The organism is Falsiroseomonas bella (assembly GCF_003173615.1).
Classification (GTDB): domain Bacteria; phylum Pseudomonadota; class Alphaproteobacteria; order Acetobacterales; family Acetobacteraceae; genus Falsiroseomonas; species Falsiroseomonas bella.
The window spans coordinates 613,162-637,581 of sequence record NZ_QGNA01000004.1; the positions used below are offsets into that span (position 1 = coordinate 613,162).

23 protein-coding genes and 1 tRNA gene are annotated in these 24,420 nt (G+C 70.0%); 19 read left to right on the top strand and 5 right to left on the bottom strand.

Annotation, left to right across the window (positions count from 1 at the left end):
- Positions 1-3: 3 nt before the first annotated feature.
- Positions 4-2,334, top strand: a complete 2,331-nt coding sequence (locus DFH01_RS19815; RefSeq protein ID WP_199231301.1) for a DUF3604 domain-containing protein — start codon at positions 4-6, stop codon at positions 2,332-2,334.
- Positions 2,335-2,336: 2 nt separating this feature from the next.
- Positions 2,337-3,311 carry a Bug family tripartite tricarboxylate transporter substrate binding protein gene (locus tag DFH01_RS19820; protein WP_158287833.1) on the top strand — a complete coding sequence of 325 codons (975 nt, stop codon included), beginning with the start codon at positions 2,337-2,339 and terminating at the stop codon, positions 3,309-3,311.
- Positions 3,312-3,356: 45 nt separating this feature from the next.
- On the opposite strand, the gene DFH01_RS19825 is transcribed toward DFH01_RS19820, so the two are convergent.
- A tRNA-Gln gene (locus DFH01_RS19825) sits at positions 3,357-3,430 on the bottom strand.
- Between the two features lie 280 nt (positions 3,431-3,710).
- Between DFH01_RS19825 and DFH01_RS19830 the strand changes: the two genes are divergently transcribed.
- The 7 genes from DFH01_RS19830 (at position 3,711) to guaA (ending at position 11,401) form a co-directional block, all read left to right on the top strand.
- Positions 3,711-4,721: a Ppx/GppA phosphatase family protein gene (locus tag DFH01_RS19830; RefSeq protein WP_233256192.1), complete on the top strand. Its 1,011-nt coding sequence runs from the start codon at positions 3,711-3,713 to the stop codon at positions 4,719-4,721.
- A gap of 17 nt (positions 4,722-4,738) precedes the next feature.
- Entirely contained in the window at positions 4,739-5,419 is a 681-nt protein-coding gene (locus DFH01_RS19835; RefSeq protein WP_109872192.1) for an RlmE family RNA methyltransferase, read from the top strand.
- A gap of 105 nt (positions 5,420-5,524) precedes the next feature.
- On the top strand, positions 5,525-7,027 hold the full coding sequence (gene guaB / locus DFH01_RS19840) for an IMP dehydrogenase (protein WP_109872193.1): 1,503 nt from the start codon (positions 5,525-5,527) through the stop codon (positions 7,025-7,027).
- Positions 7,028-7,194: 167 nt separating this feature from the next.
- Positions 7,195-7,881, top strand: coding sequence for a haloacid dehalogenase type II (locus DFH01_RS19845; protein WP_199231302.1), 687 nt, complete (start codon positions 7,195-7,197; stop codon positions 7,879-7,881).
- Positions 7,878-9,185 (top strand): RsmB/NOP family class I SAM-dependent RNA methyltransferase, encoded by a 1,308-nt coding sequence (locus DFH01_RS19850; protein WP_109872194.1) that lies wholly within the window; start codon positions 7,878-7,880, stop codon positions 9,183-9,185. The genes DFH01_RS19845 and DFH01_RS19850 overlap by 4 nt, the downstream gene beginning before the upstream one ends.
- Positions 9,182-9,760 (top strand): GNAT family N-acetyltransferase, encoded by a 579-nt coding sequence (locus tag DFH01_RS19855; protein ID WP_109872195.1) that lies wholly within the window; start codon positions 9,182-9,184, stop codon positions 9,758-9,760. Before DFH01_RS19850 ends, DFH01_RS19855 begins: the two co-directional genes overlap by 4 nt.
- A gap of 51 nt (positions 9,761-9,811) precedes the next feature.
- On the top strand, positions 9,812-11,401 hold the full coding sequence (guaA, locus tag DFH01_RS19860) for a glutamine-hydrolyzing GMP synthase (RefSeq protein WP_109872196.1): 1,590 nt from the start codon (positions 9,812-9,814) through the stop codon (positions 11,399-11,401).
- Between the two features lie 10 nt (positions 11,402-11,411).
- Here the strand turns inward: guaA and DFH01_RS19865 are convergent, their stop codons facing one another.
- Positions 11,412-12,404 carry a calcium/sodium antiporter gene (locus DFH01_RS19865; RefSeq protein ID WP_109872197.1) on the bottom strand — a complete coding sequence of 331 codons (993 nt, stop codon included), beginning with the start codon at positions 12,402-12,404 and terminating at the stop codon, positions 11,412-11,414.
- Positions 12,405-12,659: 255 nt separating this feature from the next.
- Between DFH01_RS19865 and DFH01_RS19870 the strand changes: the two genes are divergently transcribed.
- Together DFH01_RS19870 and DFH01_RS19875 are read left to right on the top strand one after the other, a co-directional pair.
- Positions 12,660-13,016: an ArsC family reductase gene (locus tag DFH01_RS19870; protein WP_109872198.1), complete on the top strand. Its 357-nt coding sequence runs from the start codon at positions 12,660-12,662 to the stop codon at positions 13,014-13,016.
- 182 nt (positions 13,017-13,198) lie between these two features.
- Positions 13,199-14,227, top strand: a complete 1,029-nt coding sequence (locus tag DFH01_RS19875; RefSeq protein WP_109872412.1) for an amino acid ABC transporter substrate-binding protein — start codon at positions 13,199-13,201, stop codon at positions 14,225-14,227.
- A gap of 91 nt (positions 14,228-14,318) precedes the next feature.
- On the opposite strand, the gene DFH01_RS19880 is transcribed toward DFH01_RS19875, so the two are convergent.
- Positions 14,319-14,708 carry a hypothetical protein gene (locus DFH01_RS19880; RefSeq protein ID WP_109872199.1) on the bottom strand — a complete coding sequence of 130 codons (390 nt, stop codon included), beginning with the start codon at positions 14,706-14,708 and terminating at the stop codon, positions 14,319-14,321.
- 450 nt (positions 14,709-15,158) lie between these two features.
- Here DFH01_RS19880 and DFH01_RS19885 point away from each other — a divergent pair, with 450 nt between their 5' ends.
- From DFH01_RS19885 to DFH01_RS19915, 7 genes are all read left to right on the top strand, one after another.
- On the top strand, positions 15,159-17,030 hold the full coding sequence (locus DFH01_RS19885; RefSeq protein ID WP_109872200.1) for a ribonucleoside-diphosphate reductase subunit alpha: 1,872 nt from the start codon (positions 15,159-15,161) through the stop codon (positions 17,028-17,030).
- Positions 17,021-17,221: a hypothetical protein gene (locus tag DFH01_RS19890; protein ID WP_146217099.1), complete on the top strand. Its 201-nt coding sequence runs from the start codon at positions 17,021-17,023 to the stop codon at positions 17,219-17,221. The genes DFH01_RS19885 and DFH01_RS19890 overlap by 10 nt, the downstream gene beginning before the upstream one ends.
- 54 nt (positions 17,222-17,275) lie before the next feature.
- Positions 17,276-18,271: a BstA C-terminal domain-containing protein gene (locus DFH01_RS19895; protein WP_146217100.1), complete on the top strand. Its 996-nt coding sequence runs from the start codon at positions 17,276-17,278 to the stop codon at positions 18,269-18,271.
- Positions 18,272-18,554: 283 nt separating this feature from the next.
- Complete coding sequence (locus DFH01_RS19900; protein WP_109872203.1) at positions 18,555-19,622, top strand: ribonucleotide-diphosphate reductase subunit beta; 1,068 nt, start codon at positions 18,555-18,557, stop codon at positions 19,620-19,622.
- A gap of 116 nt (positions 19,623-19,738) precedes the next feature.
- Entirely contained in the window at positions 19,739-21,169 is a 1,431-nt protein-coding gene (gene cls / locus DFH01_RS19905; protein ID WP_109872204.1) for a cardiolipin synthase, read from the top strand.
- A gap of 72 nt (positions 21,170-21,241) precedes the next feature.
- The gene (locus DFH01_RS19910) at positions 21,242-21,916 is read left to right on the top strand and encodes an SCO family protein (RefSeq protein ID WP_109872413.1); all 675 of its coding nucleotides are present in this window, start codon (positions 21,242-21,244) and stop codon (positions 21,914-21,916) included.
- A gap of 126 nt (positions 21,917-22,042) precedes the next feature.
- Positions 22,043-22,327 (top strand): hypothetical protein, encoded by a 285-nt coding sequence (locus DFH01_RS19915; protein ID WP_109872205.1) that lies wholly within the window; start codon positions 22,043-22,045, stop codon positions 22,325-22,327.
- Between the two features lies 1 nt (position 22,328).
- Here DFH01_RS19915 and DFH01_RS19920 read toward each other — a convergent pair whose 3' ends face one another.
- Together DFH01_RS19920 and DFH01_RS28505 are read right to left on the bottom strand one after the other, a co-directional pair.
- Positions 22,329-23,060, bottom strand: a complete 732-nt coding sequence (locus tag DFH01_RS19920) for a tRNA1(Val) (adenine(37)-N6)-methyltransferase (RefSeq protein WP_109872206.1) — start codon at positions 23,058-23,060, stop codon at positions 22,329-22,331.
- Positions 23,057-23,275, bottom strand: coding sequence for a putative signal transducing protein (locus DFH01_RS28505; protein ID WP_109872207.1), 219 nt, complete (start codon positions 23,273-23,275; stop codon positions 23,057-23,059). The genes DFH01_RS19920 and DFH01_RS28505 overlap by 4 nt, the downstream gene beginning before the upstream one ends.
- A 112-nt stretch (positions 23,276-23,387) precedes the next feature.
- Here DFH01_RS28505 and DFH01_RS19930 point away from each other — a divergent pair, with 112 nt between their 5' ends.
- Entirely contained in the window at positions 23,388-24,404 is a 1,017-nt protein-coding gene (locus DFH01_RS19930) for a polyprenyl synthetase family protein (protein WP_109872414.1), read from the top strand.
- Positions 24,405-24,420: the final 16 nt, after the last annotated feature.

Sequence of the window (24,420 nt, forward strand, 5' to 3'; positions counted from 1 at the left end):
CCCATGCCCGACGACAGCGCCCCGCTTCCCTGCGCGCAACTCGCCATCCCCGGCGCCGCGCCGGGCCACACCGCGCATCACACCGATTACATGGCGAGAGAGATCGGGCATGTGACGCTCTCGCCCGCCGCGCCGGTCGTCGCGGGCAGCTTCGCCAGCCTCGAGATCGTCTTCACCGCCGGGCGCTTCGGCGTGGACGACACAGGCTCGCTACGCATCTGCACGCGCCAGGTCTCCGACCTCGCGCGCCCGCAATTCAATGACCCGAAGGCGCCGAACTACGTCACGGCGGAGGCCTCGAACGGCGCGGCGCTGCGGCTGAGCTTCGATCCCAAGCTCGCCATGCGCCCCTGGAGCCGAACCATCACCATCAGCGTGGAGCGCGGATTCCTCTCGCCGGGCGACACCATCACGGTGCGCCTGGGCGACCGGCGCGGCGGCTCGCCGGGGCTGCGCATGCAGACCTATTGCGAGGACGAGTTCCGCTTCCTCGTCCTTGCGGACGTGTTCGCCACCTGCAACTGGGCGCTGCTGCCGGACCAGCCGAAGATTGCGGTCGTTGCCGGCGATCCCGCCACCTTCCGTGCCGTGCTGCCCACGCGGCGCCGCGCCGGCGAGGCTTTCGCGCTTGGCCTGCGCGCCGACGATGCCTGGGGCAACCCGTCCGACCGCCTGCGCGGACGATTCTCGCTGCGTGCGCTCGGCGCCGGCATCGAGGGCCTGCCGGCCAGCTTCGACTGGCCTGAAGGCGCGCGCGCGCATCGCATCGAGGGGCTGCGCATCGCGCGCCCCGGCGAGGTGCGCGTGGAATGGCTGGACGAGACGGGCAAAGTGCTCGCCGTTTCCAACCCGCTCGACGTGGTGGCCGAGGCGGCGCTGGTGCCGTTCTGGGCGGATCTGCACGGGCAGTCCGGCGAGACGGTCGGCACCAACAGCGCGCGGCGCCTCGCGGAATACGCGCGCGACTGCGCCTTCGTGGACGCGATGTGCCACCAGGGCAACGACTTCCAGATAACGAAGGATTTCTGGCGCGACCTGAACCGGCTGACGGCCGAGTTCGACCGCCCCGGCTGCTTCGTCTTCTTCCCCGGCTATGAGTGGAGCGGCAACACCGCGCTCGGCGGCGACCGCAACGTGATCCTGCTGAATGAAGGCGCGACGATCCACCGCTCCTGCCACGCGCTGGTCGAGGATCTGTCGGACGCCGCGAACGACGCACTGGACGTGAAGGCGCTGCACGCAATGCTGCGCCGGGAAGGTGCGGTGCTGAGCCAACCGCATGTCGGCGGCCGCTACGCCAACCTGTTCTATGCGCATGACAAGGCGCTGGAGCGCACGGTGGAGGTGCATTCCGACTGGGGCACCTTCGACTGGCTGCTGGAGGACGCCTTCGCCGTCGGCGCGCGCGTGGGTGTCAGCGCCAATTCGGATGGGCACAAGGGACGGCAGGGCGCCTCGCATCCCGGCGCGTCGCAATTCGGCTCCTATGGCGGGCTCACCTGCATCCTGGCGGAGGAATTGTCCCGCCCCGCGCTGTTCCGCGCGCTGAAGCGCCGCCACCACTACGCCACCACCGCCGCGACGCGCGCGCTTGTGGATGTGACGGTCACGCTCGCCGCGCCGGCCGACCTGCATGAGGACGACCCCGCACTCGGCGGTTCACCGGTCGGCCGCGCGGCGACCGCGTTGATGGGCGACATCCTGACCGGCGTCATGGATGCGGAGGCGCTGTTCGAAGCCGAGCTCGCCGCCGCCGCGCCGATCGAGCGGGTGGAGTTGCGCAACCGCACGGAGCTGGTCCAGATCTGGCGCCCTTACGGCTCTGCCGATCTCGGCCGGCGCATCCGCGTGATCTGGGAAGGATCGGAGTATCGCGGCCGCGGGCGGGAGACGATCTGGAAGGGGCGCGTCGGCATCGAGGGCAACCGCTTCGGCGGAACGCGCCCCATCAACCGCTGGAACCTCGACAAGCCCTTGGTCGCCGGCACCGACGGCGTCGCCTTCGAGGCCGTCACCACCGGCGGCTTCGCCGGCATGGAGACGGTGCTTGAGGATGCAAGCGCCGGCACGCTGATCATCGACACCAACCTGGTCCAGGCGCGCATCCCCGTCGCGGAGATCGGGCTGGAGGACAAGGTCTTCGAGGCCGGCGGCCTCGGCCGGCGCATCCGCGTCTTCCGCCTGCCCGACGCCAACCCGCATCGCCGCGTGCGCCTCTCGCGCCGTATCGCGCTGCGCGGCGGCCAGGACAATGCGCTCTATCTGCGCGCCACCTTCGAGGATGGCGCGGTCGCCTGGTCGAGCCCGGTCTATCTGATCCGCGAAGGAGGCTGATGATGCGTCGCCGTTCCCTGCTGCTTGCCGCCGCCGGCACCGCCGCGCTGCCGGCTTCGCTGCGCGCGCAGCCCGCCTGGCCGACGCGCCCCATCACCATGGTCGCGCCGCTCGCGGCCGGCAGCTCCGTGGACATCGTCGCGCGCACCGTCGCGGATGGCTGGAGCAGCCGGCTCGGCCAGCCGGTGGTGACGGAGAACCGGCCGGCGGCGAATGGCACGGTGGCACTCGGACAGGTCGCGCGATCGGCGCCGGATGGCTACACGGTGACCATCACCGGGCAGACCTCCATCGCCTTCAACCCGGTATTGTACCCGCAATTGCCGTATGATCCGCTGCGCGACTTCCAGCCCATCACGCGCATCGTTGCGGTCAGCAACGCGCTGGTCGTGAAGCGGGGCTCGCCCTTCAACAGCGTCGCCGACATCGTCGCGGCGGGGAAGGCGAACCCCGGCAAGCTCACCTATTCCTCGGGCGGCGTCGGCACCACGCACCACGTCTCCTCGGCGATGATGGCGCAGATGACCGGCTTCGAGGCAACGCATGTGCCCTATCGCGGCGCGCCGCAGGGCATCCTGGCGGCGCAGACCGGCGAGGTGGATTTCGCCTTCTTCAACATCTCGACATTGCTGGGGCTGATCCGCTCGGGCGAGTTGCGGGCGCTGGCCGTCACCTCACGCGAGCGGTCTCCCTTCCTGCCGGAGGTGCCGACGATGCAGGAGGCCGGCGTGGCCGGCTATGAGATGAGCACCTGGATCGGCGTCTCCACCGTCGCACGCACGCCGGCCCCGATCGTGCAGCGCATGTACGACGTGACCAAGGCGATGATGGCCGAGGACGCGGTGCGCAAGCGCCTGACGGAGATCGGCTTCGACCTCATCCCGCAGCCGACGCCGGAGGAGATGGTGGCGATCCACCGCGCCGAGTTCGAGAAATGGGGCCCGATCCTGCGCGCGGCCGGCGTCAAGCGGGACTGACGGCGAGCGGCAAGGCGGGCCTGATGCGCTCGGATGCGGAGGCGCTGGCTGGGGGACCTGGATTCGAACCAAGGCTGCCGGAGTCAGAATCCGGAGTTCTACCGCTAAACTATCCCCCATCGCCGGCGGGCTCGCCCATCTAACGCGGCGAGGGCGCGGGGGTTACCACAGCGATCCGGGGCAGGCAACAGCATGCCGTTTCACTTGGCGGAAATGCCTTGCCCCGAACGCAGCGCCGCCGGATCATGGCGAAGGAAAGCCGCTGCGGGCCGATGCGAGATCATCGGGACGGGGCGGCATCCGGCAACCGCCATGCCTGACGACATCCCCTCCGCCCCCGCACCGGCACCTTCCCACGCACCAGCCGCCGCCCAGTTCGGGCCGCGGCGGGAGCCGGCGATGCCGACGGCCTATGCCGCGCTCGACCTCGGTACCAACAATTGCCGGCTGCTCGTCGCCTCGCCCGCCTCCGGCGGCTTCCGGGTCGTGGACAGCTTCAGCCGGATCGTCCGCCTGGGTGAGGGCCTGGTCAGTTCCGGCCGGCTTTCGGAGGCCGCGATGGATCGCGCCATGGCGGCGCTCGCCGCCTGCGCCGAGAAGCTGCGCCGCCGCCCGGTGCGGGCGCTGCAGGCCGTCGCGACCGAGGCCTGCCGGCGCGCCGTCAACGGCCCGGCCTTCCTTGCCCGGGTCGAGCGGGAAACCGGGCTCCGCCTGCGCACCATCTCGGCGCGGGAGGAGGCGGAACTCGCCATGGAATCCTGCGCCCCGCTGATCGAGCCGGGCGACCGCCGCGCGCTGCTGTTCGACATCGGCGGCGGCTCCACCGAGATCGCCTGGATCCGCATCCAGCCCCACCGCCCCACGCCGGAACTGATCGGCTATCTCTCCGTGCCGGTCGGCGTGGTCACGCTGTCGGAGCGCTGCGGACCGTCCTGCTTCACCGAGGCCGGGTTTCACGCCGTGGTGAACGAGGTGGCCGAGCGGCTCGCCGGCTTCGATTCGGTCCATCGCATCGCGCAGGAGATCCGCGCCGGCGGGGTTCGGCTGATGGGAACCTCCGGCACGGTCACGACGCTCGCCGGCGTCGCCATGGCGCTGCCGCGCTACCGCCGGCCGCTGGTGGATGGGCAGACGCTGGATGCCGACCTGGCCGACCAGGCGCTCGGCGACCTGTTCGCGCTCGGCCGGGAGGGGCTGGCCGCGCATCCCTGCGTCGGGCCGGACCGGGTGGAGTTCGTGCTGCCCGGCTGCGCGGTCTATGCGGCGATCCGCCGGGTCTGGCCGGTGCCGCGCCTGACGGTGGCCGACCGCGGCCTGCGGGAGGGGATGCTGCTGCGGCTGATGCGGGCGGACCGCATGGCCATGCGCGGCTACCCGCCGCGCCGCCAGGGCTGGCACGCGCAGGCCTGATCGCCGATATCGCGGCGATGACACGCAAGACGCCCGGCGGGCGATCGCTCTCGGCCAGGCTGCGCACCGCCAAGGGCCGCAGCCCGCAGAGCCAGCGCTGGCTCGAGCGCCAGCTCAACGACCCCTATGTGCAGGCCGCCAGGGCGCAGGGCTGGCGCTCCCGCGCGGCCTTCAAGCTGGTCGAGCTGGACGAGAAGTTCCATCTGCTGAAGCCCGGCGCCCGCGTGGTGGACCTCGGCTGCGCGCCCGGAGGCTGGACACAGGTGGCGATGCGCAAGGCCGGCGAGCAGGGACGGGTGGTCGGGCTCGACCTGCTGCCGGTCGACCCGGTGCCGGGGGCGACGATCCTGCAGGGCGATTTCCAGGACGCCGAGGCGGAACGCCAGGTGGAGGCGGCGCTGGGCGGCCAAGCGGACCTGGTGCTGTCCGACATGGCGCCGAACACCACCGGCCATGCCGCGACGGACCATCTGCGCATCATGGCCCTGGCCGAACTCGCGCTCGACTTTGCGCTGCGCGTGCTGGCGCCGGGCGGCGCCTTCGTCGCCAAGGTCTTCCAGGGCGGATCGGAGAAGGCTTTCCTCGACACGCTGAAGCAGCGCTTCGCCCAGGTCCGCCACGCCAAGCCGCCGGCCAGCCGGAAGGACAGCGCGGAGCTCTATGTCGTCGCCACGGGGTTCAAGGGCACGCAACCCTGACCCGACGAAGCGTCAGGCAAGCGTCACGCCGCATCCGCTGGACGCGGGGTCGCCAACGGGTGTAGGGCGGGGCGCCAAGGTCGCGTTCCCCGAGAGGTTTCCACCATGGCGCCCCCCGACAGCCCTGCCGACGTCGCTCCCCGCGGGCGGTTCGAGGAGGCCTATGCCTTCGACGACGTGCTGCTGGTGCCGGCCTACTCCACCGTGCTGCCGGCGGACACCGACACCCGTACCCGGCTGACGCGCGAGATCGCGCTGAACATCCCCCTCGTCGCCGCGGCGATGGACACGGTGACGGAAGCGCCGATGGCCATCGCGATGGCGCAGGCCGGCGGCATCGGCGTGGTGCACAAGAACCTCTCGCCCGAGGACCAGGCGGCGCAGGTGCGCCGGGTGAAGAAGTTCGAGAGCGGGATGGTCGTGAACCCGCTGACCATCCATCCCGACCAGACGCTGGCCGATGTGCGCGCCCTGCAGGATGCGCACCGCATCAGCGGCATCCCGGTGGTGGAGCGGGATTCGGGGCGCCTGGTCGGCATCATCACCAACCGCGACGTCCGCTTCGCCTCCGACCCCAACACCCGCGTCTACGAGTTGATGACGCGGGAGAACCTGGTGACCGCCAACACCGATGTCACGCCGGCGCAGGCGCGCGCCCTGCTGCACAAGCATCGCATCGAGAAGCTGCTGGTGGTGGACGACGCCTATCGCTGCGTCGGGCTGATCACCGTGAAGGACATGGAGAAGGCGCAGGCCAACCCGAACGCCGTGAAGGACGCGATGGGCCGGCTGCGCGTCGCCGCGGCCACCGGCGTCGGCGAGGACGGCTTCCGCCGCGCAAGCCTGCTGGTGGAGGCGGAGGTGGACGTGGTCGTGGTGGACACGGCGCATGGCCATTCCGCCGGCGTGCTGAAGGCGATCGAGCGGATCAAGCACCTGTCGAACTCGGTGCAGGTGGTCGCCGGCAATGTCGCGACGCCGGAAGCCGCCCTGGCGCTGATCGAGGCGGGCGCCGATGCGGTGAAGGTCGGCATCGGCCCAGGCAGCATCTGCACCACCCGCATCGTTGCCGGCGTCGGCGTGCCGCAGCTCACCGCGGTGATGGAAAGCGCGGCGGCCTGCCGCGAGAAGGGCGTGCCCTGCATCGCCGATGGCGGCATCCGCTCCTCCGGCGACATCGCCAAGGCGGTCGCGGCCGGCGCTGATTGCGTGATGATGGGCAGCGTCTTCGCCGGCACCGACGAAGCTCCCGGCGAGGTCTTTCTCTACCAGGGGCGTTCCTACAAGAGCTATCGCGGCATGGGGTCGCTCGGCGCGATGGCGCGGGGCAGCGCGGATCGCTACTTCCAGGCCGAGGTCGCGGACAAGCTCAAGCTGGTGCCGGAAGGCGTCGAGGGGCGCGTCGGCTACAAGGGCCCGGTCGGCGCGGTGATCCACCAGATGGTCGGCGGCCTGCGAGCCGCGATGGGCTACACGGGCAGCGCCACCATCGCCGACATGCAGCGCAGCGCCCGCTTCCGTCGCATCACCAATGCCGGCCTGCGCGAGAGCCACGTCCACGACGTCGCCGTGACGCGGGAGGCGCCGAACTACCGCATGGAAGGGTGATCCGTCCCGCCCGCGCCGCCGAGGCGCCTGCGCGGCAGAACCTGCCGGCGGCCGGGCCCGAGGCCGCCTTCGCCTGAGCACGCGTCCCGCGCCGGTCGGCTGCGGGGCTTGCCCTCCGCCGCCGGCGGGGCGCAGCATGGCCGGCGAAGGAAGGACGCCAAAGCCGCATGACCGCCCCGGTCGGCCGGATGGCCGCCGTCGTCTTCGACGCCTACGGAACCCTGCTCGACGTCCATGCCGCCGTGGCGCGCCATGCCGGCCGCCTCGGGCCGCAGGCCGCCGCCGTCTCGGCGCTGTGGCGGGCGAAGCAGCTGGAATATTCCTGGATCCTCTCGGCCTGCGGCGACTACGAGGATTTTTCCTCCGTCACCGCGCGCGCCCTGAACGTCGCCCTGGCGGCGCATGGCGTGGCCGACGGCGCGCTGCGCGAGGATCTTCTCGGCGCCTATCGCCGGCTCGACGCCTTTCCCGATGCGGCCCCCGCGCTTACCGCGCTGCGCCGGGCCGGCATGGCGACCGCCATCCTCTCCAACGGCGAGCCCGGCATGCTGCAGGAGGCGGTGGAGGCCGCCGGCCTCGCGCCGCTGCTCGATGCGGTGCTCTCGGTTCATCCGCTCCGCCGCTACAAGCCGGCGCGCGCGGTCTATGCGCTGGCGACCGAGCGCTTCGCCTGCCAGCCGCATGAGATCGCCTTCGTCTCGGGCAATGCCTGGGACGCCTATGGCGCGGCGCGCTTCGGCTTCCGGGTCCATTGGCTGAACCGGGCCGCGGTGCCGTCCGAATACTGGCTCGAGGACCTCGCCGCCGCGCGCATCGGCACGCTTGCCGAGCTGCCGGGCCTGCTCGCGCCGTGACCCCCGCCGGCCGCCTGCAGGCGGCGATCGACCTGCTCGCCGCGCTCGATGCCGCGCCGCGCCGCCCGGCCGACGCCATCGCGACCGACTTCTTCCGCGGCCGCCGCTACATCGGCAGCGGCGACCGGCGCGCCGTGTCGGAACTCGCCTGGGGCGCGATCCGCCAGAGGCTGCGGCTCGACTGGCACCTGGCGCGGATCGGCACGCCGCCCACGCCCCGGCTGGTGCTGGCCGCCCATCTGCTGCTGGCCGAGGGCTGGACCCTGCAGAAGCTCGGCGGCCACTTCACCGGCGACCGCTTCGCCCCGTCGCCGCTCTCGCCCGAGGAGGTTTCGGCGCTGCGCCGCCTGTCCGGCGCGAAGCTGGTCGATCCCGAGATGCCGGAGGGGCCGCGCCTGAACCTGCCGGACTGGGCGCTGCCCGGCTTGCGCGCCCGCTTCGGCGAAAAGCTTGCCGCCGAGGCCGCGGCGATGGAGGCGGAGGCGCCGCTCGACCTGCGCGCCAACCTGCTCCGCACCAGCCGGGAATCGGCCCGGCTCGCCCTGTCGGGGGAGGACATCGCCGCGACGCCGACCCCGCTCTCGCCCTGGGGCCTTCGCATCCCGGAGCGCAAGCCGGTCACCGGCACGGCCGCCTTCAAGGAGGGCCTCATCGAGGTGCAGGACGAGGGCAGCCAGCTCATCGCGCTGCTCACCGATGCGCGACCCGGCATGCGGGTGGCGGATTATTGCGCCGGCGCGGCCGGCAAGACCCTGGCGCTGGCCGCGGCGATGGACAATCGCGGTCACATCGTCGCCTGCGACGTCTCCGCCGCGCGGCTGGAGGGGGCCGGGCGCCGGCTGCGCCGGGCCGGCGTCAGCAATGCCGAGCGGCACCTGCTCGAGCCCGGCGACAAGTGGCGCAAGCGACGGGGCCGCAGCTTCGATCGCGTGCTGGTGGATGCGCCCTGCACCGGCAGCGGCACCTGGCGGCGCAATCCCGATGCGCGGCTGCGCACCAACGCGACCGATCTGGCCGAGCTTTCCGCCAAACAGGCCGTGATCCTCGAGGAGGCCTCAGAGTTGGTGCGTCCGGGCGGAAGACTGGTCTACGCTACCTGCTCGCTCCTTCCGGAGGAGGACGAAATGCAGATAGAGCGCTTCCTTGGGCGCCATCCTGATTTCGTCATGCGCCCCGTCCCGGCGCTGTGGGCGGAGCTTTGCCCGGCCGTCGTCTGTCCCGTGGAGGGCGAGGCGCTCGCCCTTTCGCCCGCGCGCCACGGCACAGACGGCTTCTTCGCCGCCGTGCTGGAGAGGCGGCCATGATCTGTGTCCGCCGCGCCCGCGCCGAGGACGCGCCCGGCATCGCCGCGGTGCATGTGGCGGCCTGGCGCAGCGCCTATGCCGGCATCCTCGACGACGCCTATCTGGCCGGGCTTTCGGAGACGCGGCTCGCGGCGTTCTACCAGCGCGCCATCCTCGACCGCCGGCAGGGCCATGCGGTGTTCGTGGCAACCGCCGGCGGCAACGACCAGCCGGGCGACCAGCCCGGGCCCGGCGCCGCCATCATCGGGTTCGCCTCCGGCGGCCGGGCGCGGCGCCAGGGCCTGGCGGAGGGCGAGGTCGAGACGCTCTACGTGCTGGACGACTTCCGGGAGCGCGGCGTGGGAAGGCGGCTGATGCGGGCGATGGCCGCGCATCTGCGCGCGATCGGCTGCAATTCGGCGCTGGTCTGGGTGCTGGCCGAGAACCAGGCACGCTGGTTCTACCGCCGCCTCGGCGGGCGGCCCGTGATGACCGAGACAATCGGCGTGGCTGGCCATCCGGTTCAGCAGACGGCGCTGACCTGGGACCCGATCGACGCGCTGCTGAGCGCCACCGCGCCGGTGAAGGAGAGTTAGGGCGCCGCCTTCCGGCTTGCCGCCGGCCCCCTGTTGTGGTCATAGCCCGCCATGACGCTCCCCCCCGACTCCACCGCGCCCGCCGCCGCCAGGCACGAGCGCATCCTGATCCTCGACTTCGGCAGCCAGGTGACGCAGCTCATCGCGCGGCGCCTGCGGGAGAGCGGGGTCTATTGCGAGATCTGGCCCTTCAACGCCGCGCCCGAGGCGCGCATCCGCGCCTTCAACCCCAAGGGGATCATCTTCTCCGGCGGGCCGGCCAGCGTGACGGAAGGCGAAAGCCCCCGCGCGCCGGACTACGCCTTCGCCTCCGGGCTGCCCATCCTCGGCATCTGCTACGGGCAGCAGACGCTGGCGCATCAGCTCGGCGGCACGGTGGAGGGCGGGCATGCGCGGGAATTCGGCCGCGCGCATGTGGACGTCACCGGCGACTGCGCCATCACCCAGGGGATCTGGGCGAAGGGCGCGCGCGAGCAGGTGTGGATGAGCCATGGCGACCGCATCACGGAACTGCCCCCCGGCTTCCGCGTGGTGGCAAGCTCCGAGGGCGCGCCCTTCGCACTGATCGCCGACGACAAGCGCCACTACTACGGCACCATGTTCCATCCGGAGGTGGTGCACACCCCGCATGGCGCGCAGCTCCTGAAGAACTTCACCCACCTGGTCTGCGGCTGCACCGGCGACTGGACGATGGGCGCCTTCCGCGCGGAGATGATCGAGAAGATTCGCGCGCAGGTCGGTTCGGGCCGCGTGGTCTGCGGCCTGTCGGGCGGCGTCGATTCCTCCGTCGCCGCCGTGCTGATCCATGAGGCCATCGGCGACCAGCTCACCTGCATCTATGTGGACCATGGCCTGATGCGCGCGGGGGAGAGTGAGCAGGTCGTCTCCACCTTCCGCGACCGCTTCAACATCAAGCTGATCCATCGCGACGCGAGCGACCTGTTCCTCGGCCAGCTCTCGGGCGTCACCGATCCCGAGCAGAAGCGCAAGATCATCGGGCGGCTGTTCATCGAGGTGTTCGAGGAGGAGCAGAACAAGCTCGGCGGCGCCGATTTCCTGGCGCAGGGCACGCTCTATCCCGACGTGATCGAGAGCGTGAGCGCGACCGGCGGCCCCTCCGTCACGATCAAGTCGCACCACAATGTCGGCGGCCTGCCCGAGGGGATGCGCATGAAGCTCGTGGAGCCGCTGCGCGAGCTGTTCAAGGACGAGGTCCGCGCGCTCGGCCGCGAACTGGCGATCCCGGAGGCGATCGTCGGCCGCCATCCCTTCCCGGGACCGGGCCTCGCGATCCGCATCCCCGGCGAGGTGACTCGGGAGAAGGCGGACCTGCTGCGCAAGGTGGACAGCATCTACCTGGAGGAAATCCGCACCGCCGGGCTGTACGACGCGATCTGGCAGGCCTTCGCCGTGCTGCTGCCGGTGCGCACCGTGGGCGTGATGGGCGACGGCCGCACCTATGACCAGGCCTGCGCGCTGCGCGCCGTGACGAGCACGGACGGCATGACGGCGGATGTGTATCCGTTCAGCATGGAATTCCTGAGCCGCGTCGCGAACCGCATCGTCAACGAGGTGCGCGGCATCAACCGCGTCACCTACGACATCACGAGCAAGCCGCCCGGCACGATCGAGTGGGAATGAGGTCGGCGCGTCAGGCCGGCCAGATCCACCACACATAGAGAAGGTAGCCGGCCAGCAGCGCGCCGCCCTCGCGGCGGCCGACGCGCAGACCCGTCCAGGCGAAGAGGAGCAGCGCGGCCGAGACGGCCACCATCACCAGGCTGTCGAACGAGGCGATCTGCGCCGGCACCTCGGTCGGTGCGATCAGCGCGGTCAGGCCCAGGATGCCCAGGATATTGTAGATGTTCGAGCCGAGGATGTTGCCCAGCGCGACATCCGACTGCCGCCGCGCGGCGGCGACCAGGGAGGTGACGAGCTCCGGCATCGAGGTGCCGACCGCGACGATGGTGAGCCCGATCACCGTCTCCTCGATGCCGAAGTCGCGGGCGATCGCGACCGCGCCATCCACCAGCAGCCTTCCGCCGAACACGACCAGCGCGAGCCCGCCGAGCGCCATGCCGAGGGCGAGCAGCAGCGCGCCGGCGCCCGCTCCGGGCGCGGCCGCGCCGGACGCGTGCAGCGTCGGGTGCGTCCCCTCATAGGCCTGCGCCTTCTCATAGGCGGCCGGATGGCCCACCGCGCCGCTGCGCTCGGTCCGCCATGCATAGACCAGATAGGCGACGAGCCCGGCGAAGAAGGCGAGGCCGACCAGGCGGTCGAGCGACAGCGTCCAGCCGACGAGAGTGAACGCCACGGCGGTCGCCAGCACCAGCACGCCGTCGCGCCTGAGCGCGGTGGAGCCGACACGCACGGGCGAGATCAGCGCGGCGAGGCCCAGGATCAGCAGGATGTTGGCGATGTTGCTGCCGACCACGTTGCCCACCGCGATGCCGGGCGAATCGATCAGCGCGGCCTGGATGCTGGTGACCAGTTCCGGGGTCGAGGTGCCGAAGCCGACCAGCGTCAGCCCGATGAGCAGGGGCGAGACGCCCATGCGCTCGGCCAGTTGCACCGCGCCGCGCACCAGCGCCTCGCCGCCCAGCGCGAGCAGCAGGAGGCCGCCGAGGAGAAGAAGGAAATCCATGTCGGCGCCCTCAGGTAAGCGCCGGGACGGCGCGTCGCGCCAAGCCCCGCTGCATCGGCGATGTCTCCGTCCGGCCCGCGCGCCGGGATGGCGCGAAGCGGAGTCCGACATCGCGCCGCATCGCGCCAGAGGGGCCCGGACCCGCGGCGCGAGGTGGTCCGTGCCAGCGGCGCCTTCAAGATGCGCCGTCGCCGTTTGGTGGATGCAGGCGCCCCGTCCTATCCTCCGGCCGGATCAATCCCTGGGGGCGCGCGCATGGCGGTCACCATCCATGGCATCCGCAACTGCGACACCATGAAGAAGGCGCGCGCCTGGCTGGAGGCGCATGGCGTGGCGCACCGCTTCCACGACTACAAGGTGGACGGGCTGGACCGCGCGACGCTGGAGGCCTGGGCGCGCGAACTCGGCTGGGAGGCGCTGCTGAACCGCGCGGGCACGACCTTCCGCAAGCTGCCCGACGCCGAGAAGGCCGGCCTCGACGAGGCCAAGGCCCTGCGCCTGATGCTGGCGCAGCCCTCCCTGGTGAAGCGGCCCGTACTGGAGGCGGATGGCAGGCTTTCCGTCGGATTCTCGCCGGAGGGCTATGCGCGGCTGTTCGGCAGGGCGCGCTAGCGTATACGCGTGACTTGCCGCAACATCCGTCTCGTCCCCTGCGTGGATTGCATTGCACCCTTGCGCTGCTGCGGGGGAAGCATTACGCGCCGGGGATGAGCCATCGCGGAAGGCGCCCCCGCCGCAAGGCAGGCGCCACGTCCCGCTGCGCTCGAACCGGTATGGAGGGAGAGCTTCTGAAGATGCGTCTGGCCAAGATCGGCGCCCTGTTCGGCGCAGCCCTGTTCGGTGCGGGCATCGCCGCGCCGGTCCTCGCGCAGCCCGCGGCTGACACCGTCGCGGCGATCCGCCAGCGCGGGCAGCTGACCTGCACCGTCTCGCCCTCCACCGTCGGCTTCTCGCTGCCGGACAGCCAGGGCGTCTGGCGCGGCATCGACGTGGATTACTGCCGCGCCGTGGCCGCCGCGCTGCTCGGCGACCCCAACAAGATCCGCATCGTCCCCTCCTCCACGCAGCAGCGCTTCACCATGCTGCAGTCGGGCGAGGTGGACATGATCGTGCGGACCACCACCTGGACGCTGGCGCGGGAGGCCTCGCTCGGCCTACTCTTCGCCGGCATCAATGTCTATGACGGCCAGGGCTTCATGGTGCACCGCGACAGCGGCGTGACCTCCGCCCGCCAGCTCGACGGCGCGACGGTGTGCGTGCAGCCCGGCACCACGACCGAGCTGAACCTGGCCGACTACTTCCGCGCCAACAACCTGCGCTACACGCCGGTGGTGATCGAGAATGTCGAGGAGGTGCGGAGCGCCTTCATCAACCGCCGCTGCGACGTCTACACCAACGACAGCTCCTCGCTCGCCTCCTTCGCCGCGAGCCAGGGTGCCAACGCCAACCGCTACCTGCTGCTGCCCGAGATCATCTCGAAGGAGCCGCTTGGCCCGGCGGTGCGCAAGGGCGATGCGCGCTTCTTCGACATCGTGCGCTGGACGCATTTCGCGCTGCTCACCGCCGAGGAGTTCGGCATCACCCAGGCGAACATCGACAGCTTCGCCACCAGCACCAACCCCGACATCCAGCGCTTCATGGGCCGCACCGGCGACCTCGGTCGCATGCTCGGGCTGGAGAACGACTGGGCCGTGCGCGTGATCAAGGCCGTCGGCAACTACGGCGAGGTCTGGGAGCGCAACATGACCCCGATCGGCTTCCCCCGCGGTGTGAACAACCTCTGGACCCGGGGCGGGCTGCAGTACGCGCCGCCGATCCGCTGAGCATCGCCTGAACGCGCCGCGGGGCCCGGCCCCGCCGCGCCGGCCGGGGGCGTGTGCGTCCCCGGCCTTTTTTTGTGCCCGCCGGCTGGCCCTATTCGGCGGGAGGAGGCGCGACCGGCAGGGCGGCGCGATAGGGCTCCACCACCAGCGAGTCCTGGCGCATCACCGCGACGCGCTCGCGCGCCGCGAGCCGCGTGCTGCCATCCGGCGCCCGCGTCACGACATATCGCCAGGCGGTGAGCTGGCCCTGCTCGGCGATGCGCCGGGCGATGCGCGAGACCTCCGGGCCGGTGCCGAGGCCGGTGAGCTCGGCGGGCGTCAGGCCGATCGTCACCTCCCCGCGGGCGAGCTGGATGCGGAAAAGCTGGACCGGGGCCTCCGCCTGCGCCGCGGCCGGGGCGGCGGCAAGCGCGCCGAGTGCGAGGCTGGGCAGCAGGGCGAGGACGGCGCGCCGGGCAGCGGCGTGGCGGGTGAGGGACATGGGAGGGTCTCCGCGTGGGATGTCCCGGCAGGGTGCCGCACCCGCATTGCACGCGCATGTCGCGGCCCCGCCATCTTGTTTCCGCCCGGCTTCTCCGGTGCCGGGGCGGCGAGGGAGAGGCGGGGCCTGTGGATCGCGAGGACATCGGGGATGGGTCGCAACGCGCTCTTTCGCGGGATGCGCGAAGCATGGTCCAAGGGCGGCGCGGGCGCGCGGGTATCGCGCCTGTCCCGGCCGTCTCGTCGCGTGAGGCAAGAGAGGGCTTGCGATTAACGAACGAAACGGGAACATAGACCCGTTAGGTCGGGCTCGCGGGAAAATGCAACGGGGAACCTTCGGGATAGCGGTAGTGTTCAGCGGACTGTGGCAACACTACATCTTGTTGCGGTGGGCCTGCCGGGGGCAATCTCCGCGGCATGGGGGAGTCGCCCCGGGGGACCGGGGCTGATCATGGGGGTAGTCGTGTTCGACGCAGTCCAGCTTGAAGGCCACGGCCAGGTCCGGATCGACCGCTCGCGCGACGCGCTGCTGACCGATTTCGGCAAGGCGACGCTCGACGACCGCTACCTGCTGCCCGGCGAATCCTATCAGGACCTCTTCGCGCGGGTGGCCAGCGCCTATGGCGACGACGCGGCGCATGCGCAGCGGATCTACGACTACATCTCGCGGCTCTGGTTCATGCCGGCGACGCCCGTGCTGTCCAACGGCGGGACGACGCGCGGGCTGCCGATCTCCTGCTTCCTGAACGAGGCGTCCGACAGCCTGGAGGGCATCGTCGGCCTCTGGAACGAGAATGTCTGGCTGGCGGCCAAGGGCGGCGGCATCGGCAGCTACTGGGGCAATCTGCGCGGCATCGGCGAGAAGGTCGGGCGCAACGGCAAGACCTCCGGCGTCATTCCCTTCATCCGCGTGATGGACAGCCTCACGCTGGCGATCAGCCAGGGGTCGCTCCGCCGCGGCTCGGCCGCCTGCTACCTGCCGGTGAACCACCCGGAGATCGAGGAATTTTTGGAGATGCGCCGCCCGACCGGCGGCGACCCGAACCGTAAGGCGCTGAACCTGCACCACGGCATCCTCATCCCCGATGCCTTTATGCGCGCGGTCGAGAACGACGAGGAATGGGCGCTGGTCTCGCCGAAGGACGGCGCGCTGGTCAGGAAGGTCTCCGCCCGTAGCATCTGGATCCGCATCCTGACCGCGCGGATCGAGACCGGCGAGCCGTACATCATCTATTCCGACCATGTGAGCCGCGCGCAGCCCGCGCATCACAAGCTGGCCGGGCTGGCGGTGAAGACCTCCAACCTCTGCTCCGAGATCACGCTGCCGACGGGCATCGACCAGCACGGGATGGAGCGCACCGCGGTGTGCTGCCTGTCCTCGCTCAACTGCGAGACCTGGTTCGAGTGGCACAAGGACCCGCAGTTCATCCCGGACGTGATGCGCTTCCTGGACAACGTGCTGCAGAGCTTCATCGACACCGCGCCGGATTCGATGGCACGCGCCCGCTACAGCGCGATGCGCGAGCGTAGCGTCGGGCTCGGCGTGATGGGCTTCCACAGCTTCCTGCAGTCGCTGAACGTGCCCTTCGAGAGCGTGGTCGCGAAGAGCTGGAACAAGCGGATGTTCAAGCACATCCGCGAAGCCGCCGACCGCGCCTCCCGCGAGCTGGCGCTGGAGCGCGGGCCGTGCCCCGACGCCGCCGAATACGACATCATGGAGCGCTTCTCCCACAAGATCGCGATCGCGCCGACGGCGTCCATCTCGATCATCTGCGGCGGCGCGAGCCCGGGCATCGAGCCGATCGCGGCCAATGTCTACAATCACAAGACGCTGTCCGGCAGCTACATCGTGCGCAACCCGTACCTGAAGAAGGTGCTGGCGAAGCACGGGCGCGACGACGAGGAGACCTGGACGACGATCACGGTGCGCAAGGGCAGCGTGCAGCACCTCGACTTCCTGGACGAGCAGGAGAAGGCCACCTTCAAGACCGCCTTCGAGCTCGACCAGCGCTGGGTGGTGGAGCACGCGGCGGACCGCACGCCCTTCATCTGCCAGTCGCAGTCGGTGAACCTCTTCCTGCCGGCCAATGTCCACAAGCGGGACCTGCACCAGATCCATGTCATGGCGTGGAAGAAGGGCGTGAAGTCGCTCTACTACTGCCGCTCGCTCTCGATCCAGCGCGCGGACGCGATCAGCGAGAAGGTGGTCGGCCAGTCCGACGTGATGGCGGCGCACAAGGAGGATGGCGGGCAGCCCTCGCTCAACCTCGTCACGCCGGCGACGAACACCACGAACTACGAGGAGTGCCTCGCGTGCCAGTGACCCAGACCGCGGCGCATCCCGATGCGATGCGCCTGGCCGTGCGGCGCGCGCATGTCTCGCGCCAGCTCGACCTGATGATCGACGAGCGCGGGCCGGTGGAGCAGGTGAAGCGCCTGATCGCCGACCTCGACTCCATCTCCGCCGATTTGTCCCGAGTGCTGCGCGAGGGCGATATCGAAAGCTCACGTTAAGGGCCTTCTAGTTTCTCGGACAAGTCACCTAGCAGGCGTAAGGAGTGCCAAGCCGTGGCGACGACGACGCCCAAGGGCGGTCCAGTTTCCGCAAAGACGATCAAGGCGCTGCCGCCGAAGCTCTCGGTGAGGGGAAGCCAGCCGACTGCCCAGCAGGGAATGCTCATTCCGCTGGCCGAAGTGGAATTCCAGGGCATCGGAATGGGCGTCCTCTCTGACGGGACGCCCTATTTGAACCAGCGTGGCTTGGCAGCCCTTTGCGGCGTGCAGAACGCCCATATCGGCACGATCAGCAGCCAGTGGGATGAACCTGAGCAGAAGCCCCGCATCAAGGCCATCAGGGACATCTTCACTAACGGGGGACACGTGCTCCCGCAGTCGCCGCACGTTGAGATAACGCATGCGGGTCGAACTCACTACTGTTATCCAGCCGAAGTTTGCTTGGCGATTTTGGAGTACTACGCATTCGACGCTGGCTCGAACACTCAGAAGGAGGCGCTGGACAATTTCCGGCGGCTGGCCGGTTCCAAGCTCCGCGAACTGATCTATCGGGAGGTTGGGTACAATCCGAGTGGCGGGGCGTCCGAGCGCTTCAAAAGGTGGCACGATCGAATCGCGCTCAACTATCAATCCGCGCCAAAGGGATATTTCCACGTATTCAATGAGGCGCACACGATTATCTACGAGTTGATACTCGCTGGGGCTCAGATCGGCGAGAAGATCGTAGTTGATATCTCGATTGGCCAGCACTGGTCAAAATATTGGTGCGACCACGACCTCGATGCCGAGTACGGCGAGCGGCGCACTTACCCTCACCGCTACCCGGATGATCACCCGCAGGCTAAATCCAACCCGCAAGAGAGTTGGTGCTATCCCCTCGCAGCGCTTGGACGATTCCGGGAGTGGTTGAGCGATACTTACATCGATGGCGGCAAGTTCACTGGGTACCTCAAGCGCAAGGTTGCACAGGGCGAGATGCCGGCCGCCGTCGCGCAGTTGGCGATCAACACGCTCGTTCCGCCGCAGATTAGAGGACCAACGCCAAGCTGAATTCAAACGGGGCGAATTACCCAGCTGGGTTGTAGGACCGCCCGCTTGGGGGATTAGCAAGGGGCAAGTCGTCGGAAATTGTATCTAGGTCCGCAATCGCGGTATCTAGCGATTACGTTTGTCTTGATCCACGTTTGCCCGGGTCTTCGCATCGCAAGCTTTTTTTCGCTTGATGCTGCATTCGATGGTTCACGTTCTGCGTTGAATCGCTACTTTCCCCGCGTCGCGAGCCTAGGTCAGACTCGGCCCGCAAAGCGATGCGAAGCGAAAGGGAGCGCACTCAATGCCGGATGATCATATCGCGTTGCAGGGGACTGCGGACGAGCTGCCCGTGAAGTTCGACTTGCTGACCGCAAACCCGGTGTACAAGCCCTTCCGCTATCCCTGGGCCTATGAGGCGTGGCTGCAGCAACAGCGCATCCACTGGCTGCCGGAGGAAGTGCCGCTGGCGGACGACGTGAAGGACTGGCAGAAGAACCTGACGCCGGCCGAGAAGAACCTGCTGACGCAGATCTTCCGCTTCTTCACCCAGGCCGATGTCGAGGTGAACAACTGCTACATGAAGCACTACAGCCAGGTCTTCAAGCCGACTGAAGTGCTGATGATGATGTCGTCCTTCTCCAACACCGAGACGATCCACGTCGCGGCCTATTCGCATCTCCTCGACACCATCGGAATGCCGGAAATCGAGTACACGGCCTTCCTGAAGTACAAGGAGATGAAGGACAAGTACGACTACATGCAGTCCTTCTCGGTCGAGAACAAGACCGAGATCGCCAAGACGCTGGCCGCCTTCGGCGCCTTCACGGAAGGCCTCCAGCTCTTCGCCTCCTTCGCGATCCTCATGAACTTCCCGCGGTTCAACAAGATGAAGGGCATGGGGCAGATCGTGTCCTGGAGCGTGCGCGACGAGACGCTGCACTGCCTCAGCGTGATCCGCCTGTTCCGCACCTTCGTGCAGGAAAACCCGGAGATCTGGACCGAGGAGCTGAAGCGCGACCTCTATCTCATCTGCTCCACCATCGTGGATCACGAGGACGCCTTCATCGACCTCGCCTTCGAGCTCGGCGGCGTGCAGGGCCTCGATGGCGCGCAGACCAAGCAGTACATCCGCTTCATCGCCGATCGCCGCCTGCAGCAGCTCGGGCTCGAGCCGCTCTACAAGATCGAGAAGAACCCGCTGCCCTGGCTCGACGAGATGCTGAACGCGGTGGAGCACACCAACTTCTTCGAGAACCGCGCCACCGAATACTCCCGCGCCTCCACGGCGGGGTCTTGGGAAGACGCCTTCGCCGACGCCACCTTCACCAGCGCGCAGCCCGAAGGCGACATCACCCTGGCGCGTCACTAGCCGCCTTTACCCTCCCCCGCCGCGCGGGGGAGGGTTTTTGGGGGCGCGCCGCCTAGGCGGCGCCGATCCCGCGGCGCGACGTGCGCCCGCCCAGAATTCCTGCCACGCTGCCGCCCATGTCGCTCTGGCTGAACATCGGGCTTCACCTGGCGCTGCAGGGTGCGCTGATCACGCGCGTGCTGCTGCGCCCGCATCGCGATCCTGCCTCGCGCATCGCCTGGATCGTGGTGATCCTGGCCCTGCCGGTGCTCGGCATGGTCGCCTATCTGCTGCTCGGCGAGACCAATATCGGCCGCGCCCGCACGACGCGGCTGCGCGCCGTGCTCGCCGCCCTGCCGGATCCCGCCCGCCCGCCGGGCGAGGTGCCGGCGCCCGCGATCCCGCCGGCGCATGAGCCGCTGTTCCGGGTCGGCCAGTCCATCAGCGGCTACGCGGCCTGCGGCGGCAACCGTGCCGTCGTGCTGCCGGATTCGGCGGCCGCGGTCGCCGCCCTCGTCGCGGATATCGAGGCCGCGCAGGACCATGTCCACCTGCTGTTCTACATCTGGCTGCCGGACGAGAGCGGCACGGCCGTCGCCGAGGCGCTGTGCCGCGCGGCGCGGCGCGGCGTCACCTGCCGCGCCATGGTGGACGACCTCGGCAGCCGGCTGCTGATCGCGAGCCCGCTCTGGCCGCGCATGCGGGAGGCCGGGGTGCGGCTCGGCCGGGCGCTGCCGGTGGGGAACCCGCTGCTCCGCCCCTTCCATGGCCGCATCGACCTGCGCAACCACCGCAAGATCGCGGTGCTCGACGGGCGCGTCACCTATTGCGGCAGCCAGAACTGCGCCGACGCCGCCTTCCGCATCAAGGCCGCCTTCGCGCCCTGGGTCGATGTGATGCTGCGCTTCGAGGGGCCGGTCGCCTGGCAGAACCAGCACCTCTTCGCCAGCGACTGGATGACCTATGAGGGCGAGGACCTGACCGGCCTGCTGCGCCGCCCGGTCCATGCGACCGATGGCGGGATCGCGGCGCAGGTCGTGGCCAGCGGGCCGACCGCCCGGCATTCGGCGATGCCCGAGATGTTCCAGAGCCTGATGTACGCCGCACGCCGGGAGTTGGTGATCACCACGCCCTACTACGTGCCGGATGAGGCGATGCAGGCCGCGCTCTGCGCCGCCGCCTTCCGCGGAGTCACGACCAGCATCGTGTTCCCCGCGCGCAACGACAACCTCGCCGTTGCCGCGGCCAGCCGCAGCTACTATCACGGCCTGCTCGGCGCCGGGGTGCGGATCTTCGAATTCGGCGGCGGCCTGCTGCATGCCAAGACGCTCTGCGTGGATGGCGAGGTGGCGCTCGTCGGCTCGGCCAACATGGACCGCCGCAGCTTCGACCTGAACTACGAGAACAACATCCTGCTGGCCGACCGCGCGACGACAGCGGCGCTGCGTGCCCGGCAGGACGCATGGATCGCCGCCTCCCGCCCGGTGTCGGAGGAGGATGTCGCGCTATGGCCGTGGCAGCGGCGGCTCTGGAATAACGCGGTCGCGGTGCTGGGGCCCGTTCTGTAACCGGGCCGCTGCCGCGATCGAGCGCCGCCCGGGCAGGTGGACGGCCGCCCGGTGCCGGCCTATGTCCGGCCCATGCTGCAAGCCGTTCGCATCCTGGCGATGGTCGTGCTCCTGCTGCTGGGCGGGCTCTGGGCTGCGGCCTGGCTTGGCCGGGGCGAGGGCGAGAGCATCGGCAATTCCTTCGCGCGGCTCGCCGCGACGCTGCTCGGCGGGGACGCCGCGGCGCCCTCGGCCGGCGGCGTCCAGCTGCCGCAGGGCATGGTGCTCGGCGGGCCGTTCCGCCTGACCGACCATACCGGCCGGACGGTGACGGAGGCCGATTTCGCCGGGCGCTTCCTGCTGGTCTATTTCGGCTTCACCTATTGCCCGGACGTCTGCCCGACGGAGCTCGGCATCGTCGCCGCCGCGATGGACGAACTGGGGGAGCAGGCGGCGCGGGTCACGCCGGTGCTGATCACCATCGACCCCGAGCGGGACACGCCCGCGGCGCTGGCCGACTATGTCTCGCGCTTCCATCCGGCGATGGTGGGCCTGACCGGCTCGCCCGAGCAGATCGCAGCCGCCGCCCGCGCCTATCGGGTCTTCTATGCCAAGGTGCAGCGGCCCGACATGACCGAATACACGATGGATCACTCCTCCTTCATCTACCTGGTGGGGCCGGATGGGCGAGTGCGGGCCTTGTTCCGGCCGCAGACCGCGCCGGAGGCGATCGCGGAGGCGGTGCGTGGCCAGCTTCGCGGCGCGTGAGCCGGGCCCTTCGCGCCGGGCAGCCTCTTCCCGTCGGAGGGTTTCTGTGGGCGATCTCCACGACTATGATGTAAACTTGAAAGCCACGGCATCTGCAGGCCGGGGCCCAAGGGAGCAGCTTCGTTGATGTCCGAAGAGGATCGGGACCCGCCGGGACGGGAAGCGGGGCGTTCCGCCGCAGGGCCGCCGCGGCATACGCGTCGCCTGTCCGACAAGATCCTGATCGCGTTCCATCACGCATGCGACCAGGGCGACTACGAGGTGGCCGAGGAGCTGCTGCGCATCCTCGAGATGATGCTGACCCGTCGCCCCGTGGCGCCTGACGTCAACCGGCGCAAGAACATGGAAAGCCTCGTCGCCGCGCATGAGCGGCTGTGGCTGCTGCGCCACCCGGACGCGAACGAGAAGTAGCTCAGCCGAGCTCCAGCGCCGCGCCGTCACGCAGGATGGCGGCGGTGGCCGGGCCATGCGCCGTGCCGTCATGCAGGGCGAGCCCGGCCAGCACGCGGTCTGGTCCCTTGCCGCCGCGCCGCGCCGCCAGGATCACGCGCTTCGCCGGCATGCCGGCCCGTGGCCAGAGCGGCATCAGCGCCGGGCTGCCGAATCCGGCATCCCCCATCGCGCGCAGGCCATCCGACAGGCGGGCGGCAGGCAGGATCAGCGTCGCGCTGCCGCGGTGCTGCACCGCCGCCGCCAGGCAGTCGGCCCAGGCGCCGAGCGGCGCCTCCGCATGGGTCGCAGCTCGCCGCAACGCGACCGGAGGCGGCGAGCCGGAGGGCCAGAAGGGCGGGTTGGCGAAGCCATGCGCCACGCGCGGCAGGACGCGCCGCAGCCTGGGGTCCGCGATGTCGCCCTCGATCACCGTGACCCGGTCCGCGAGACCGTTCAGCGCGGCATTCTCGCGGGCCAGCGCAACGAGTTCGGGCTCGCGCTCCACCGCCGTCACGACGATCCCCGGCACCCGCGCGGCCAGGCAGAGGAAGGCGGCACCGCTGCCGCAGCCAAGCTCCAGCACCTGATCGCCGGATGCGGCCGGGACCGCCGCGGCGAGCAGCACCGCGTCATGCCCGGCGCGCAGCCCCTCGCGCGGCTGGCGCAGCAGCACCCGTCCGCCGAGCAGGCGGTCCTCGGTGACGCCCGTCACGCCATGCCCTCGGTCTCGCCGGCCTCGCGCAGCACGCGCATGGCCTGCGCCGCTTCCTCCTCCGGCACGGCGAGGCGGCGGGGGAAAGCGCCGATGCCGCCCTCGATGGCGCTGATCGCGGCATCGAACACCACGGGGTTGCAGCCGGCGTCGCGCAGCAGCGCGACCAGGAAGGACAGCCGCACCGGATCGGTCGTGGCGAGCAGCACGCGCATCGTCGCCCTCCCGGCGCATGGTTGCCACGGCGGCGGCGATGCTTGCCGCTTGCAGGGGCGGCGGCTAGGTTGCCGGCACCTGGAACGAGGTCAAGTGAGCGTGGATCTTCCGATGCCGGTGAGTGCCGAAGCCGCAGCGCCCGCCGCGGGCGAGGATGCGCTCGCGGCGTTGACGGCACTCGTCCGCGACGATCTCGAGGCCTGCAACCGCCTGATCGTCGAGCGGATGCAGAGCCAGGTGGCGCTGATCCCGCAGCTCGCCGCGCATATCGTGGCCGCCGGCGGCAAGCGCCTGCGTCCGCTGCTGACGCTCGCCGCCGCGCGCATGGCAGGCTATCGCGGCACGCGCCACGTCGCGCTCGCCGCCTGCGTCGAGTTCATCCACACCGCGACGCTGCTGCATGACGACGTGGTGGACGAAAGCGCGCTGCGCCGCGGCCAGGCCAGCGCGAACGCGCTGTTCGGCAACAAGCCCTCCGTGCTGGTCGGAGACTTCCTGTTTGCCCGCGCCTTCCAGCTGATGGTCACCGACGGCTCGCTCGAGGTGCTGCGCATCCTCTCGGAAGCCTCCGCCACCATCTCGGAAGGCGAGGTTCTGCAGCTGGTGATCCAGAACGACACGAGCAGCACCGAGGCACAATATCTCGCGGTGATCGAGGGAAAGACCGCCGCACTGTTCGCCGCGGCGACCGAGGTCGGCGCAGTGGTCGCAGACTGCGGCGCCGAGGCGCAGGCCGCGCTCCGCGCCTATGGCCATAATCTCGGCGTGGCCTTCCAGCTGGTGGATGACGCGCTGGACTACTCGGCGGAGCAGGAACGGCTCGGCAAGACGGTCGGCGACGACTTCCGGGAGGGCAAGATCACCCTGCCCGTGCTGCTCGCCTTCGCCCGCGGCACCGAGGAGGAGCGCGGCTTCTGGCGCCGCACGGTGGAGCAGCGCGAGCAGTCGGACGAAGATCTCTCCATGGCGATCGCGCTGATGCAGAAGCACCGCGCCTTCGCCGACACGCTGGGGCGCGCGCGCGACTACGGCGCGAAGGCGCTCGCCGCGCTCGATCGCTTTGACGACGGGGCGGAGAAGCGCGCCCTCGCCGACATCGTGGAATTCTGCATCAGCCGCGCACGGTAGGTACGCGGGAACGGGG

Coding starts and splice junctions, on each gene's coding strand:
- DFH01_RS28505 (WP_109872207.1), bottom strand. CDS start 23,275: ATGCGCGTGCTGCTCGCCACGACCGATCCGGTGCGGCTGTCCTTCCTG.
- DFH01_RS19885 (WP_109872200.1), top strand. CDS start 15,159: ATGGGGGTAGTCGTGTTCGACGCAGTCCAGCTTGAAGGCCACGGCCAG.
- DFH01_RS19870 (WP_109872198.1), top strand. CDS start 12,660: ATGGCGGTCACCATCCATGGCATCCGCAACTGCGACACCATGAAGAAG.
- DFH01_RS19855 (WP_109872195.1), top strand. CDS start 9,182: ATGATCTGTGTCCGCCGCGCCCGCGCCGAGGACGCGCCCGGCATCGCC.
- DFH01_RS19880 (WP_109872199.1), bottom strand. CDS start 14,708: ATGTCCCTCACCCGCCACGCCGCTGCCCGGCGCGCCGTCCTCGCCCTG.
- DFH01_RS19930 (WP_109872414.1), top strand. CDS start 23,388: ATGCCGGTGAGTGCCGAAGCCGCAGCGCCCGCCGCGGGCGAGGATGCG.
- DFH01_RS19910 (WP_109872413.1), top strand. CDS start 21,242: ATGCTGCAAGCCGTTCGCATCCTGGCGATGGTCGTGCTCCTGCTGCTG.
- DFH01_RS19865 (WP_109872197.1), bottom strand. CDS start 12,404: ATGGATTTCCTTCTTCTCCTCGGCGGCCTCCTGCTGCTCGCGCTGGGC.
- DFH01_RS19835 (WP_109872192.1), top strand. CDS start 4,739: ATGACACGCAAGACGCCCGGCGGGCGATCGCTCTCGGCCAGGCTGCGC.
- guaB (WP_109872193.1), top strand. CDS start 5,525: ATGGCGCCCCCCGACAGCCCTGCCGACGTCGCTCCCCGCGGGCGGTTC.
- DFH01_RS19915 (WP_109872205.1), top strand. CDS start 22,043: ATGTCCGAAGAGGATCGGGACCCGCCGGGACGGGAAGCGGGGCGTTCC.
- cls (WP_109872204.1), top strand. CDS start 19,739: ATGTCGCTCTGGCTGAACATCGGGCTTCACCTGGCGCTGCAGGGTGCG.
- DFH01_RS19900 (WP_109872203.1), top strand. CDS start 18,555: ATGCCGGATGATCATATCGCGTTGCAGGGGACTGCGGACGAGCTGCCC.
- DFH01_RS19845 (WP_199231302.1), top strand. CDS start 7,195: ATGACCGCCCCGGTCGGCCGGATGGCCGCCGTCGTCTTCGACGCCTAC.
- DFH01_RS19820 (WP_158287833.1), top strand. CDS start 2,337: ATGCGTCGCCGTTCCCTGCTGCTTGCCGCCGCCGGCACCGCCGCGCTG.
- guaA (WP_109872196.1), top strand. CDS start 9,812: ATGACGCTCCCCCCCGACTCCACCGCGCCCGCCGCCGCCAGGCACGAG.
- DFH01_RS19830 (WP_233256192.1), top strand. CDS start 3,711: ATGCCGACGGCCTATGCCGCGCTCGACCTCGGTACCAACAATTGCCGG.
- DFH01_RS19815 (WP_199231301.1), top strand. CDS start 4: ATGCCCGACGACAGCGCCCCGCTTCCCTGCGCGCAACTCGCCATCCCC.
- DFH01_RS19875 (WP_109872412.1), top strand. CDS start 13,199: ATGCGTCTGGCCAAGATCGGCGCCCTGTTCGGCGCAGCCCTGTTCGGT.